At 38.7% G+C, this 13,454-nt stretch carries 15 protein-coding genes; 3 read left to right on the plus strand and 12 right to left on the minus strand.

The window, feature by feature from the left end:
* Positions 1-9: 9 nt before the first annotated feature.
* The 3 genes from E4O00_RS08615 to E4O00_RS08625 form a co-directional block, all read right to left on the minus strand.
* A complete protein-coding gene (locus E4O00_RS08615) occupies positions 10-1,182 on the minus strand; it encodes a MalY/PatB family protein (protein ID WP_253676971.1) in 1,173 nt (390 codons plus the stop codon).
* 180 nt (positions 1,183-1,362) lie between these two features.
* Complete coding sequence (locus tag E4O00_RS08620) at positions 1,363-2,046, minus strand: sigma 54-interacting transcriptional regulator (protein ID WP_371922690.1); 684 nt, start codon at positions 2,044-2,046, stop codon at positions 1,363-1,365.
* Between the two features lie 43 nt (positions 2,047-2,089).
* Positions 2,090-3,376 (minus strand): sigma 54-interacting transcriptional regulator, encoded by a 1,287-nt coding sequence (locus tag E4O00_RS08625; RefSeq protein ID WP_253676972.1) that lies wholly within the window; start codon positions 3,374-3,376, stop codon positions 2,090-2,092.
* A 188-nt stretch (positions 3,377-3,564) separates the two neighbouring features.
* Between E4O00_RS08625 and E4O00_RS08630 the strand changes: the two genes are divergently transcribed.
* From E4O00_RS08630 to E4O00_RS08640, 3 genes are all read left to right on the plus strand, one after another.
* Positions 3,565-5,298, plus strand: coding sequence for a tetratricopeptide repeat protein (locus tag E4O00_RS08630; RefSeq protein WP_253676973.1), 1,734 nt, complete (start codon positions 3,565-3,567; stop codon positions 5,296-5,298).
* A 68-nt stretch (positions 5,299-5,366) separates the two neighbouring features.
* Complete coding sequence (rd, locus tag E4O00_RS08635) at positions 5,367-5,525, plus strand: rubredoxin (RefSeq protein ID WP_253676974.1); 159 nt, start codon at positions 5,367-5,369, stop codon at positions 5,523-5,525.
* An 81-nt stretch (positions 5,526-5,606) separates the two neighbouring features.
* A complete protein-coding gene (locus tag E4O00_RS08640; RefSeq protein ID WP_253676975.1) occupies positions 5,607-5,891 on the plus strand; it encodes a hypothetical protein in 285 nt (94 codons plus the stop codon).
* A gap of 89 nt (positions 5,892-5,980) precedes the next feature.
* On the opposite strand, the gene E4O00_RS08645 is transcribed toward E4O00_RS08640, so the two are convergent.
* The 9 genes from E4O00_RS08645 to dut form a co-directional block, all read right to left on the minus strand.
* Positions 5,981-6,664, minus strand: coding sequence for a P-loop NTPase family protein (locus E4O00_RS08645; RefSeq protein WP_253676976.1), 684 nt, complete (start codon positions 6,662-6,664; stop codon positions 5,981-5,983).
* A 12-nt stretch (positions 6,665-6,676) separates the two neighbouring features.
* A complete protein-coding gene (gene fusA / locus E4O00_RS08650) occupies positions 6,677-8,764 on the minus strand; it encodes an elongation factor G (protein ID WP_253676977.1) in 2,088 nt (695 codons plus the stop codon).
* Positions 8,765-8,960: 196 nt separating this feature from the next.
* Positions 8,961-9,431, minus strand: a complete 471-nt coding sequence (gene rpsG, locus E4O00_RS08655; protein WP_002670537.1) for a 30S ribosomal protein S7 — start codon at positions 9,429-9,431, stop codon at positions 8,961-8,963.
* 10 nt (positions 9,432-9,441) lie between these two features.
* Entirely contained in the window at positions 9,442-9,816 is a 375-nt protein-coding gene (gene rpsL / locus E4O00_RS08660; protein WP_253676978.1) for a 30S ribosomal protein S12, read from the minus strand.
* Positions 9,817-9,921: 105 nt separating this feature from the next.
* On the minus strand, positions 9,922-10,284 hold the full coding sequence (locus E4O00_RS08665) for a nitrous oxide-stimulated promoter family protein (RefSeq protein WP_253676979.1): 363 nt from the start codon (positions 10,282-10,284) through the stop codon (positions 9,922-9,924).
* Positions 10,259-10,672 (minus strand): YbaN family protein, encoded by a 414-nt coding sequence (locus E4O00_RS08670; protein WP_253676980.1) that lies wholly within the window; start codon positions 10,670-10,672, stop codon positions 10,259-10,261. The genes E4O00_RS08665 and E4O00_RS08670 overlap by 26 nt, the downstream gene beginning before the upstream one ends.
* Before the next feature lie 85 nt (positions 10,673-10,757).
* Entirely contained in the window at positions 10,758-11,831 is a 1,074-nt protein-coding gene (locus E4O00_RS08675; RefSeq protein ID WP_253676981.1) for an LptF/LptG family permease, read from the minus strand.
* Positions 11,828-12,961 carry an LptF/LptG family permease gene (locus tag E4O00_RS08680; protein WP_253676982.1) on the minus strand — a complete coding sequence of 378 codons (1,134 nt, stop codon included), beginning with the start codon at positions 12,959-12,961 and terminating at the stop codon, positions 11,828-11,830. Before E4O00_RS08680 ends, E4O00_RS08675 begins: the two co-directional genes overlap by 4 nt.
* Positions 12,962-12,979: 18 nt before the next feature.
* The gene (dut, locus tag E4O00_RS08685; RefSeq protein WP_253679703.1) at positions 12,980-13,414 is read right to left on the minus strand and encodes a dUTP diphosphatase; all 435 of its coding nucleotides are present in this window, start codon (positions 13,412-13,414) and stop codon (positions 12,980-12,982) included.
* Between the last annotated feature and the right edge of the window lie 40 nt (positions 13,415-13,454).

Raw genomic sequence — 13,454 nt, forward strand, 5'->3', positions numbered from 1 at the left:
ATTTTTCTCCTATATTTTTTTTATTGCAGCTTCCAACTGCATAAGAGCCCTTTCAACTACCCGGAGGGATGTTGCAGCATTAAAGCGTACAAAACCGCTTCCGCCTTCACCGAATTCTATTCCGCTTCCCAAAGCAAGTCCTGCTTTTTCTACAAGAAATTTTTTAAGCTCATCGTCATTCATTTTTAGATCTCTTGCATCTATCCAGCAAAGATAGGTTGCTTCAGGTTTGTTCGGCTTTAAAACCGGAATCTTTTTCTTGCAATATTCATATATAAATTCCATATTGCCGTGAATATAATCTATTGCCTGATTAAGCCACTCTTCTCCTTCTCGGTAGGCAGCAATAGTTGCAACAAGACTAAAACAATTATTGCGTGCTACATCCATCTCTTTTAAGTTTGCAATATATTGATCTTTTTCTTCTACATTGGGGAAAATAATCGTAGAGGCTTGCAAGCCTGCGAGGTTAAACGTTTTACTGGGAGCTATCATAGTGTATGTAATTGTTTCAACCTCTTTCGAAATAGAAGCCGTAGGTATGTGCTTGAAGCCTGAAAAAATTAAATCCGAATGAATTTCGTCCGAAATGATTTTGACCTTGTATTTTAAACAAAGGGAAGTTAAGGTTTCAAGCTCATCCCTTGTCCAAACACGGCCGACAGGATTATGAGGATTGCAAAATATAAAAAACTTAATTCCTTTTTTAAACTCCGCTTCAATACCTTCAAAATTCATTTTATATTTTTCCCCTTCTACTATAAGAGGAATGTTCACCAATGTTCTTTTTGTATTTAAAACTATATCGGTAAAGGGATGATAAACAGGGGTCGTTATCATCATACGGTCTTGCTCGGTACTGAACATCTGCAATATAATACGCATTGCAGGCACAACACCCGGAGCAAAGGCCATAAGATTCGTATCGGGTTTGTAATTGTTTCTTTTAATCTGCCAATCTGCAACAGCTTCAAAATAAGAATCAGGCCTGAAGGTGTAGCCGAAAATACCCTGTTCAGCCCTTTCTATTATTGCATCAATTATGGGTCTTGCAGTTTTAAAATCCATATCGGCTATCCATAAGGGAATTACATCATTTGTACCGTAATGCAAATAAGCTTCTTCAAATTTTGCCGAGTAGTTTGAAGATCGGTCTATTATTTCATCAAAATCATACTTCATACAACTTTACTCCAAAATGATACTTTATTTTATACAAAGCAAAAAGTATACCAAGCAAAAATCAATAAGAAAAATTTACGGTTTTATTGAAAAGAATGGCTTTTTATAGAATTTTTATACAAGCATAAATTGGTTGAGGTATCCCGATAAGCCCATTTACATCCCATTACTAAGCATAATTTAAAGGACTAAGCTCCTAAGATACATGACACCCTTATCGTTTATCGTTGTACCGCAGCGGCCTTCATTTATCGTTATAAAATCTTTTTTTTCAAGATCGGAAAGAATTTTGCGTATAAGACTTTCGGAAATACCTACCCCATCCTTGCGGCATCTATCTAAAATTTTTCTTCTTCCAATACCGACAGGAAAAGAGCTTTCCAAGAGTCTTAAAATATAAACTTCTTTTTCCCGATATGATAAGGCAGCATGCTGCTCCTGAGGTTCAAAGTCGGTGATATATTTAGGCAGGTGTTCAATCCTTATTTCTTTTTCATCCAGATACTTTAAATATTCAAGAACATTGTAAAGCTCTCTTATATTTCCTTCCCAGCGGTATTTTAAAAAAAATTCTTTTACCTGAGGAGATAAAACAAAGCCGGCTTTTATTTTTTCCATAATGTACTCGGATATAACCAAAACATCTTCTTCTCTTTCCCTCAAAGGAGGAACTTCGATAGGTATTGTATTTAAACGGTAGTACAGGTCTTTTCGGAATTTGTTCTGAAGGGTAAGCTCTCTTATATTTTCGTTTGAGGCTGCAATTATCCTGACATCAATTTTGATGATGCGGTTTCCGCCCACCCTTATTATTTCTTTTTCTTGAAGGACCCGCAAAAGTTTAATCTGAAGGTTTGCACTCATCCCCTCTATTTCATCAAGAAAAAGAGTACCGCCGTGAGCATATTCAAAAAGCCCGTGCTTCCCGCCTTTTTTTTGCCCCTGTAAAAGAGCCTTCTACATAACCGAAGAGCTCACTTTCCAAAAGGCTGTCTTGGAAGGCGGCACAGTTTAAGGCAATAAAGGGCATAGAAGACCTCTTTGATGCCTTGTGAATTGAATGAGCAAAGAGCTCTTTTCCTGTTCCGCTTTCACCCGTCAAAAGAATAGAGGCGTCAGACCTTGCAGCCTTTTCCGCTATTTCCTTTATTTTACGGATTGCCTGACAGTTACCGATTATATCATCGAAGGTATATTTAGCGGAGTGCCCTTTTTTCATAAGCTGCATCCTAAGATGGTGTTGAGTTTTTTCCGTGTCGCTAAAACGCTGGAGCAGAATATATCTGCCTGCATATTGATTTTCCCAATAAAACGGAAAAACATTTAAAGCAAAATTTGTTTGGTTGATCCGGATAATTTTTGAAACCTTTTTTGTGAGCCCGGAATCTTCCAAATGATTATAAATATTTTTTAATGCAGTTTTAAACTCCCTGTTGATAAGTTCAAACTTCGAAATATTCCTAATCTTGCAAAAGGCATTATTGCATACAAATATCTTATCCCTTACATCAATACCTATAACGGCAACATCCAGCGACTCCATCAGCATTTGATAAGCATTCTCAATGCTCATCGTCTTATTTGTAAGAAGATCTATGCTGTAATTTTGCTCGGCAAGGGTAGAAACATATTGCCTATAACTTTCGCCTTGAAGGATATGAGCGTAATCAAGCCTTAAAGCCAGTTCAGCTATAGTATTCGCCGTTAAAAGCCTGTCTCCAATATCCATAACTTCAGAAATATGTCCGGGAACAAAACGGCGTTCTCCGGGTGTTATCGCCATATCAAGATTAGGTATATTTTCTTGATGAGGATAACAGGGATACAGGATAATATTTGTTACGCCGAGCCTGTGTAAGTCAGAGATGGTCTCTATAGCCATCTGCCTGCTCAAATTTACAAGAAGAGCCTCAGTTCCGTTTTTTATAGCCTTAAGCTGATCTATCTCTTTTTGCCTGAAAGTCAAACGTATAAATACAGCTTTTGATTTATCGATTTTAGCCATAATAGGCTCAAAATTTTCACTTGAAGTAGCACCTATCAAATAAACATCGGCACATTCGATATAATCGAAATTATCGGCATCTACACTTTTAGTGCCGATAATGATATCTTCATCAAAAAAGTTTTTTAAAAAATTTTTATATCCCTCAGCAACCTTTGAGGAAATAGTAATAATAAGAACCTTTTGCATTCTCATCTCCTGAATCGGCCTATCGATATATGCTATCATAGCTTAAAAAAAATTGCAATTAAAATTCATAATTAAGATTTCAAAAAGATATTGGCAACATCATTAAAATATATTATAATAGAAATGTGAAGTCTTACATAAAAAAAATTGCAGGCAGATGTTTTTCTCTATTAATTTTTGCAGCTGTAATGAGCTGTCTGTCCTTTTTTTCGTGTGTAAGCACAAAAAAATCAGTTACAGATGAAAGCCCCATAGAATCTATAGAGCAAAATGGAGCAGGCTTAAAGCCTATAGGAGAGGGAACTATTCTTTCCCTTCCTGGAAAAGATGAGCTAGCCGAAAAAAGGCTGGACTCAGCCCTTGCATCCTTAATTGAAAAAGGCTCGCCTTCAAGCCTAAAAGAAGCAATACTTTTTATTCAAAATGACAGCAAGGGACTCACAGCCGAAAATAAACTCTATCTAAAAATAATTGCAGATATAATGTATCTTGCATACCCCTTAGAAACAAACGGAGTAAAGCCCCCGATTTCTGCCGAGGATGAACCTTATTTACAGGCTCTAAAAGAGGTAAAAGTAGGCTTATATCCCATTTCAACAAAAAAAGACGGGTTTTTAGGCCTGATAATTCCGGCCTTGGTTTTAACCTATGACGATTTTTCGGACGCGATACTTGCACCCTACTCCGAAGATATAGAATCAAGGCTTACCGCGGCCCAAAAGTTAAGACCTCAATCAGTTCTGCCCTATTATCTTTTAGGCCTCTTTAAAGAAAAAAACAATAAATTGACCGAAGCCGTTGCATTATATCAAAAGGCATGGCAGCTCGACTCTTCATGCTACCCTGCAGGTTTTAAATACGGACACTTTGCCGCCGAATCGGGAAACGGAGCGGAAGCCTTAAAAATAGCTGATACGCTGAACAGTCTCTATAGTGATAATACCGAGGTAAAACTCCTATATGCTAGGGCCCATATAGCAAAAAATGATTTTAACAAGGCTTCGGAAAATATTGTATCGGTGCTCAAAAAAGAACCTGAAAATATTTCAGCCCTTCTTTTACGGATCAGAATATTGATAGAACAAAAGGAGTACCTAAAGGCAAACTCTCTTTTAGATGCCTATGCTACAAAGAACAAAACGGCAAAAAACTATCTCTTGTACAGGGCACGCTTAACAAGAGAATGGAATAAAAACCTGATTCGCTCTTCGGAATTTTTAACCGAAGCTTATAAATACTACCCCGAAGATTTTAATGTTCTTTTAGCCTGTGCAGAAATTTGCTTTGAAGCTTCAACCAAAATAGATAATAAGCCGGCTGACTTTTTTATACGAAAGGTATTGGAAGGCTATCCCGAAAATGCGGCAGCCTTGGCTCTTTTGGTGAAAAACGATATTAATAACGGAAAATGGAATCAGGCTGCCGAGCTGGCGGAAAACTTAGTGGGAAAATATCCCGTATCGGCAAACAAGGAGCTATTATTAACATCCTACCTTGGTGCAGGACAAACAGCAAAGGCTTTAGCCCTTGCAAAACAGCTTTATTCAAACACAAAAAATCCTTCAAACTCTTTTATAAATCTTTATCTGGAAGCCTTATATGCAGGCAAGGATTATGCGGCTATAAGACAGCTGATAGGCCAAAAAATGAAAGGTGCAGATTCTGAGCTTAAATCTATCCTATATTATTATAATGCAAAATTAGAACAAGGCAATCCGGCCGGCTATCTGAATTTTCTGCAATCAAGCCTTTTGTCAAACCCAAGAAACAAAGACTCTCTTTTTGCCATGTATGAATGGTACCTAAAGAATAAAGACCCTAAAAAGGCAAAATACTATTTGGGTCAGGTATTGGCTCTGGATCCTTCAAATAAAAATATCATTAATTTATCGGAAAACCTTGACAGATTACTTGCCGATTAACAAAAAAAAGTGTATTATTAGATTATATTGCATTTTATGCAAAAATAAATATGATAAGGAGTATAAGTATGGATAAATATGTATGCGATTTATGCGGATATGTGTATGATCCTGCCATAGGCGATCCCGACGGCGGAATTGCACCCGGAACAGCATTTGAAGATATCCCTGATGATTGGGTATGCCCCCTTTGCGGAGTTGGTAAAGAAAGCTTTACAAAGGTATGATGCTTTAGGGTACTAAATACGAAGCCGGCTTTTAAAATAAGGCCGGCTTTATTTTATAAAAAGTTCAATTCGGGAGAAGCTATGGAAATCAATGATTTTATAAACACAATAGGTTACGATGGAAATTCTGCCATAGTAGATAAGGCAAGGCTATCAAAAAATTCAAACAAAAACCTTGACCAACTCTTGGAGGCAGGAGCCTTTAGGGCTGCGGCAGCCTATGCCGTTTATATGGAATCCGGCGAGGATCTCCAAAAAGTGGCAGATGAATATAATAAAATTTCCCATTCAAATTACAAAAAAGAACAAATCAGACGGCTTTTCGGCGTATCCAAGGTTGAAGTCAAAAAAAGACTTATTTGGTAAACACTCTTTTAAGATTAATTTAAATTAAAAATAAAAAAGCCGTGCGAGGTATCAACCTTACACGGCTTTTTGTATGCCTATTTGACGGATTATTTTTCGCTTAAAAGCATGGTTTTAGCATCAAAAGAAGAGCCCGTATCCGAGGCTCCGTTTCCGTGCTCTTTTAAGGTTTTAATCCTTACAAAGTCTCCATCATTTTCAAGATAGAGAAGTACATCAATCTCGTCAACATACTTTTTTAAACTCTCGTCAATTTCAAAAGAGGAAACATCTGCAGCTGCCGTATACCAAACTGCTATTTCCATTTCCTTGGCAAAGGCCTTCATTTCTTTCATTGCTTCAGGCAGGGCCTTTGCAAAGTTAAAGTCGTCAATCATAACGACAGCGGGCTTTGAGCCGCCCTCTGACAAGGCTCTGATTGTCTTTAAAATCTGAGTTGTTCTAACCGTGTCTTGGTTAAAGTTTAAGACAATTCTCTTTGAAAAGGCCTGAGCCTTTACTTCTTGAGCATTACCGAGGTTCTTTTTCTTTGAGAGTTCATTAAACATATCGTTATACCATGTGATGGCATAATCAACATGCTGACTGAACGATATATGAACAACAGGCTGGTCCTGTAAGAGCTTATCCAAGCCGAATTGGACCAAGATAGATGTTTTTCCTACACCCTTTTTGGATGTAACAACACCTACTTCACCTGCAGCCAAACCGCCGCCGAGAGCTTTCTCAAGTTTTCTCATGGGGCTTTTTTCAATCAAATCTTCCTTGAGCATTACAGAGCCTCCTTATTTCTTTTCTGCAAGCCTTTTAGCTTCGTATTCTTTTATCAATTCTTCCGAAATACTTGAAGGAGCCTTACCGTACTTGGCAAATTCCATGGAGTATTCCGCCTTTCCCTGTGTGGAAGAGCGCAGAATGGTAGAGAATCCGAACATTTCGCTTAAGGGAACTTCGGCATCTACACGGGTAAAGCTATCGTCTTCCGTTGATGAAACAATAATTCCTCGTCTTTGATTTATAAGACCGAAGATATTACCTTGGAATTCCTGAGGACCTTCAATAGAAACCTTCATAATGGGCTCAAGGATGGCAGGTTTTGCGGCCTTATAAGCCTCGCGGAAAGCACCGATTGCGGCAGCCTGGAAGGCCATATCCGAAGAGTCTACAGGGTGGGACTGGCCGTCGTTTATTGTAACTCTTGTTCCTACAATCGGGAATCCTATGAGAGTTCCTTTCTTTACAGCTTCTCTAAAGCCCTTATCGCAAGAAGGTATAAATTCCGAAGGAATTGCACCTCCCTTTATCTGATTTTCAAACTCATAATCTTGCTCGGTGATGGGTTCGATAAAGCCTGCAACACGGCCGAACTGACCGGAACCGCCTGTCTGCTTTTTGTGAGTATAGTTAAAGTCTGCTCTTTGGGTGATGGCTTCACGGTAAGCAACCTGAGGCATACCTGTTTCAACATCGCACTTATATTCTCTTCTCATTCGCTCAATGTAAACTTCCAAGTGAAGTTCGCCCATACCCTGAATAATGGTCTGGTTTGATTCCTTGTCTACATAGCTTCTGAAAGTCGGGTCTTCCTTTGTAAAGCGGTTAAGAGCCTTGGACATTTGGTCGGCAGCCTGCTTATCTTTCGGTGTAAGAGAAAGAGAGATAACGGGATCCGGAACATACATGGAGCTCATGGCATAGTTTAGGTTTCCTCCGCAGAATGTATCTCCTGAAGCACAGTCAATACCGAATAGGGCTACGATGTCGCCGGGGCCGCCTTCGTTGATATCCTCCATGGTTGCTGAGTTCATTCGAACCAAGCGGCCTACCTTAAACTTCTTTTTGGCACGGGTATTAAAGAGCTCTTCACCCTTCTTCAATGTTCCCTGATAAACTCGGACATAGGTAAGCTGTCCGTATTTTCCGTCTTCAAGCTTAAAGCCTAAAGCTACTACAGGAGCATTTTCATCCGTTCCTAATACGATGGGCTTTTCATCTTCATCGATATTTAAAGCCGTATTTTCAATTTCGGTCGGATCGGGGAGATAATAACCTACTGCATCCAAGAGAGGCTGAATTCCCTTATTTTTATAAGCTGAACCGAGGAAGACGGGAACAAACTGTTCTGCAAGAGTTCCCTTTCTAACTGCGGCTCTGATCATTTCTTCTGTTTCGGCACCTTCCAAAAAGGCTTCTGCCAATTCATCGGAGAACATAGTAGCTGCATCGACCATTTCTTCCCTGTATTTTTGAGCATCGGCTAAAAGATGTTGAGGGATTTCGGCCATGCGGATCTGGGTACCGTTTTCGCCTTCAAAATACATAGCCTTCATCGTAACAAGGTCTACAACACCTTCAAGTTTGTCTTCCAAACCTATCGGGATCTGCATCATATAAGCATTAAGGCCGAGTTTTTCCCTAAGCTGCATTCTAACCTTAAATGGGTTAGCACCGGTTCTGTCGCACTTATTTACAAATGCAATTCGAGGAACATGGTAGCGTTTTAACTGCCTGTCAACAGTGATAGACTGGGACTGAACACCTCCAACCGAACAAAGAACCAAGATGGCTCCGTCCAAAACGCGTAAAGAACGCTCAACCTCGATAGTGAAGTCTACGTGCCCGGGAGTGTCAATTACGTTTACCGTATAATCCTTCCATTTAACCTGAGTTGAAGCTGACTGAATCGTGATACCTCGTTCCTTTTCAAGCTCCATATTATCCATCGTTGCACCCACACCGTCTTTTCCGCGGACCTCGTGTAAAGCATGAATTCTATCACAATAAAAAAGAATTCGTTCCGAAAGAGTAGTTTTACCGGAGTCAATGTGAGCACTAATACCGATATTTCTCATCTTAGAAATATCATTACCCATAATCAATACCTCATTTTTATAGATTTTTAGGAGAAAAAACGCTTTCCCCTAAATGTTTTCATAAAACCGAAAAGTTTATAATACTTTTCAAGATACAAGATGTTACAATATAATAAAAAAAACAATAATATACAAGAGGGCGATATAAAATTTAAATACAAAAAAAGGGAGTTCGTAGTCTGAACTCCCTTTTGTACTACCACCTGAAGTGTGCAAAAGCTTTGTTTGCTTCGGCCATTCTGTGAACTTCTTCCTTCTTTTTGAAGGCTGTTCCGGTGTTGTTGTATGCATCGATCAGCTCAGAAGCCAATCTTTCAGACATCTCGTGACCGCTTCTTTTTCGGGCGGCGCCGATAATCCAGCGCATAGCCAAGGCTTCACGCCTTCCCTCCGGAATGTCCATAGGAACCTGATAAGTAGCTCCTCCGACTCGGCGGGATTTTACTTCAACAACAGGTTTTACATTGTCCAAGGCCTTTGAAAAAACGGCTAATGGTTCTTCGCCGGTTTTTTCTTTAATCTTATCAAAAGAATCGTACATGATCTTTGTAGTAATGCTTTTTTTACCTGAAAGCATCATTCTTCCGATAAAGCGGGTAACGACCACGCTATTGTACTTGCTATCGGGAGCAACAGGGCGTCTTGCAGTAATTTTTCCTCTACCCATTTTTTACTCCTTAAGCCTTGGGCCTCTTGGCTCCGTACTTGGAGCGGCCTCGTTTTCTGTCTTCTACACCGAGAGCATCTTTGGTACCGCGTATAATGTGATAGCGTACACCCGGTAGGTCCTTAACACGTCCGCCTCTTACGAGAACAACAGAGTGCTCCTGCAAGTTGTGTCCGATACCGGGAATATAAGCGGTAATTTCGATACCGTTACTTAAACGGATACGGGCAACCTTTCTTAAAGCCGAGTTCGGTTTTTTAGGCGTAATCGTCTTAACGCTGGTGCAAACACCGCGCTTTTGGGGGCAAGACTGCAAGGCAGGACTCTTTGTCTTAACCGCAGCAGATTTGCGTCCCTTCTTTATCAATTGATTAATTGTAGGCATAAGCCTTATCTCCTTAATTTATCCGCCAGCACTACGGAATATCAGAAAGTATATTATAACATAAATTTAAAAAAAATGTCAATGCCGTAAAAAAGCGTTTTTATCTTAATTAGATCTCATCGGAGGCTGCGGAGGGTGTTTTTTTGAATAAATTGTCTTAAAAAGATGATCCAAACTCAAAATAGGATGCTTAAATAAGAGCCGGGGGCCTGCATACCTCATTATCTTTTTTATTTTTTCACGCATATCTTTTTTATAGCAATGCACAGGACAAACATTACAAAAGGGCTTTTTTTCACCGTTTTTTCTATAAAGACAGCTTTCACTTCTTTTAAAGGCATAAAGTAAAAGCTCATCGAGCTCATCATCGTTTATTTCCCGGCCTTTAAAAGAACGGTACATTTCTACCATCTTTGTGATGAGTCTTTGCTCTTGTTCTTTTTTATCTGTTTTCAACACAGGCAGCATCTGCTTCTAAAGCCGTATCGGGAGGAAGCGTTTTGATTTTAAAGATAAAAACATAGTATTTTGCAGCTATAACGCCGGCTATTAAGATGCGGGCATATGGTTTAGCCGAAAAGTAAAAGGCTGTTGCAAGCATTATTGAGGCAAAAGAGAGAATGATAATTTTATTTTTTAGAGTCATACCTTTTTTTTCGTAAAAACTTTGAATATATTTTTTATGAAAAGATGTGCCTATAAACCATTTTTTTAGCCGCTCGGAACCCTTAGCAAAGCATACAAGAGTTACCATAAAAAACGGAGTTGTCGGTAAAATAGGCATAATAATTCCCAGAATTCCAAGACCCAGACAAATAAAGCCCAGCACAATCCAAAAGATATTTATTATCTTCATATTCTTCACCTCTAGTAAGACATACTTTACATTATTTTTTAATTTTTATCAAGAGAGATGAATTATACTTAGGCAAATTCTTGTTTTAAGTTCTAGATTTTTTTAGTAATAAGATACTTAAAATTGAGAATATAAAAATAGGAGTCCAAGCTCCTGCAAGGGGGGAGATGTATTCCCACTTGGCACTTAACATGGTAACCATTTCGGTAACATAAAACAGGGTCGCTATTCCTAAGCTGAACAAGATACTCATCAGAAGGATATTTTTTTTAAATTTACCGCCCAAAGAAATCGAAAAAAACAAAACTATAAAAATAGTAAAAGGAAACGAAAAACGCCTGTGGTATTTTGAAAGAGCCTCATAATACGGAAGGCCGTTTTTTTTGAGAGCTGCTATAAATTCTTTCGCTTCCGAAATTCTCATTTCGTCTACAGAGCTTAAATTTTTTTGAAAATTGGATGGAGGTTCAGCAAGAACGATCTCATCGGGAATAGAGGTCAAAAAACTTACAGTATCTTTTGAATCAAAGCCGTAGACCTCTGCACTGTCGGCAGTCCAACGGTCATCCTGCCATATCATTCTGTTACTTTTAATAATAAAAGACAAATTTCCGTCTTCATCACGGATTATTATGTAGGCATTTAAAAGAGTTTGATTTTCGGCATTAAAATAGTCAGCCGTGTATACGGTTTTGCCAAGTTCGGATAAAATTACCAAATCCTGAGTATCCAAACTTTCTTCCTCTTGCAAAAGTTTTTTTGAAAGCTTTGTTTTTTCATAAAAATATTTTATGACAATATTGTCTTCAAAAAAAATCATACCGACCGAAAAGACAAATCCCAAAACCAAAAGCGGCAGCGTAAAACGAGCCAAAGAGATTCCTGCCGAAAATATCGAGGTAAGCTCATTTTGCACATATAAATTTCCCATCGTATATGAACCGGCAAAAAGAATGGCCAAAGGCACGGAGTAGGCAATACATTTAGGAATATAGAGCCACATAACCATTACAATATCTTTAAACTGAGCCCCATTTTGAAGATATGCAACTATGTTAGCAAATAAGTCGCCCAGCTGCAAGAGCAAAATAAAAAAAAGCATTGCAACAATGAAGGCCGGAATAAAAAGTTTAAGCAAATACCTTTGAAGCAGACTCATTTGAAAATCCTCTTGATTGCAATCACTGCCGTACATATAACCAACAAAACATTGGGAAACCACATTACCATGGCCCCGTTTATATCTAAGCCCGATTCAAGGCAGAGCATTTGCCCGCCTATCAAAAAGGCCCAATAAGCTACGGAAATTAAAAGCCCAACAATAAAGCCCGTACTCTGATCATAAGTTTTTCCGGCACGGCTTATCGCGAAGGCCAACAATACAAAAAAGAAGGAACCAAAGGGAACGGAAAATTTACGGTGAAGTTCCATAATATAGATATTTAAAAGGCGCGGACTTGTATCCCCCGCTTCTTTTTTTTGTCTTATATCCTTTATTAAATCATATGAGGTCATCTTATCCGGACCTGAGCTTGAAATAAATTTAGGAGCTACATCCTTTGCAAGAACATTGTAGATTATACTTTCTCCATATACGGCATCAAATTTAGCCCTATTGTTTAAGTCCAAATTTATAAGACGAGGATTGAGCATCTCAAGCTGCATAATAATCGATATATCGTTGGATTTTTTTACATCGGTTCTTGAAGCTGACAAAAATCTTTTTGCACCTTTTTGGCTTGAGTCTATTATCAAAAGATCATGGATGGAATTATCCTTTATCAAGCCTGAAACAACTATAGAATTGTCATTTCGTTTTACCGAATACGATTCAAGCTCAAGGGCTGGGGTTGAAGACGCAATGTTATAAAGAACCTCATTAAATTTTATAGTCCCTCTGGGAATCAAAATATCGTTTGTTATAAATGAACCTACAGAAACAAACACTCCAAGAGCAAAAACCGGTATCAAAATAAATGAGGTCGAAACCCCCAAGGCATTCATCGAAATAAATTCATGATCAGCCGAAAAACGGCCTAAGCACATGAGGGTTCCTATCAAGGCTGCATAGGGTGCTGTAGTTGCTATTATAAAAGGAAGAGAATAAAACAAGAGCAATAAAACATCTTTTATGGGAGCTTTTTTCGATAAAATTTCTTCGGCCATCAAAAGAATCTGGTTTACAAAAAAAATAAAAAAGAAGAACAAAAAAGAAACTATAAAATATAAAAGAAGTTCTTTAAAAACATAGAAAAAGATTATTTTATGATTAAATGATGGACATTTCATAAACCAAGCTCTTTTTGATCATGCAATTCCGGTAGAGCCGTAGCCTCCTGTTCCCCGCTCCGTATTGGATAATTCATCTTTTTGAACAAAGTCGGCCTGAATAGCTTGGGCAATAACGGCTTGGGCAATGCGGTCTCCGTTTTCTATCTTAAAATCCTCGGTGCCGAGATTGATTAAAAGTACAGCTAACTCACCCCTGTAATCCGAATCCACAGTGCCCGGAGTGTTTAAAACCGTAACACCGTGTTTTAGGGCAAGCCCGGAACGGGGTCTCACCTGAAGCTCAATTCCCTTAGGGAGTTCAACCGAAAGGCCTGTAGGAATTAAGCATCTTTGCATGGGTCTTAGGATAATGGGCTCTTCGATAAAAGCTCGCAAATCCGCACCGGCAGATCCGCTTGTTTTGTATTCGGGTAAAACAGTCCCCTCTTTTAATTTTGTAAAAACTTCCATCAAAACCTACTCCCCTGCAAATTTTAAAAGCATGGGCCGA

It is taken from the genome of Treponema sp. OMZ 788 (assembly GCF_024181245.1).
Classification (GTDB): Bacteria; Spirochaetota; Spirochaetia; order Treponematales; family Treponemataceae; genus Treponema_B.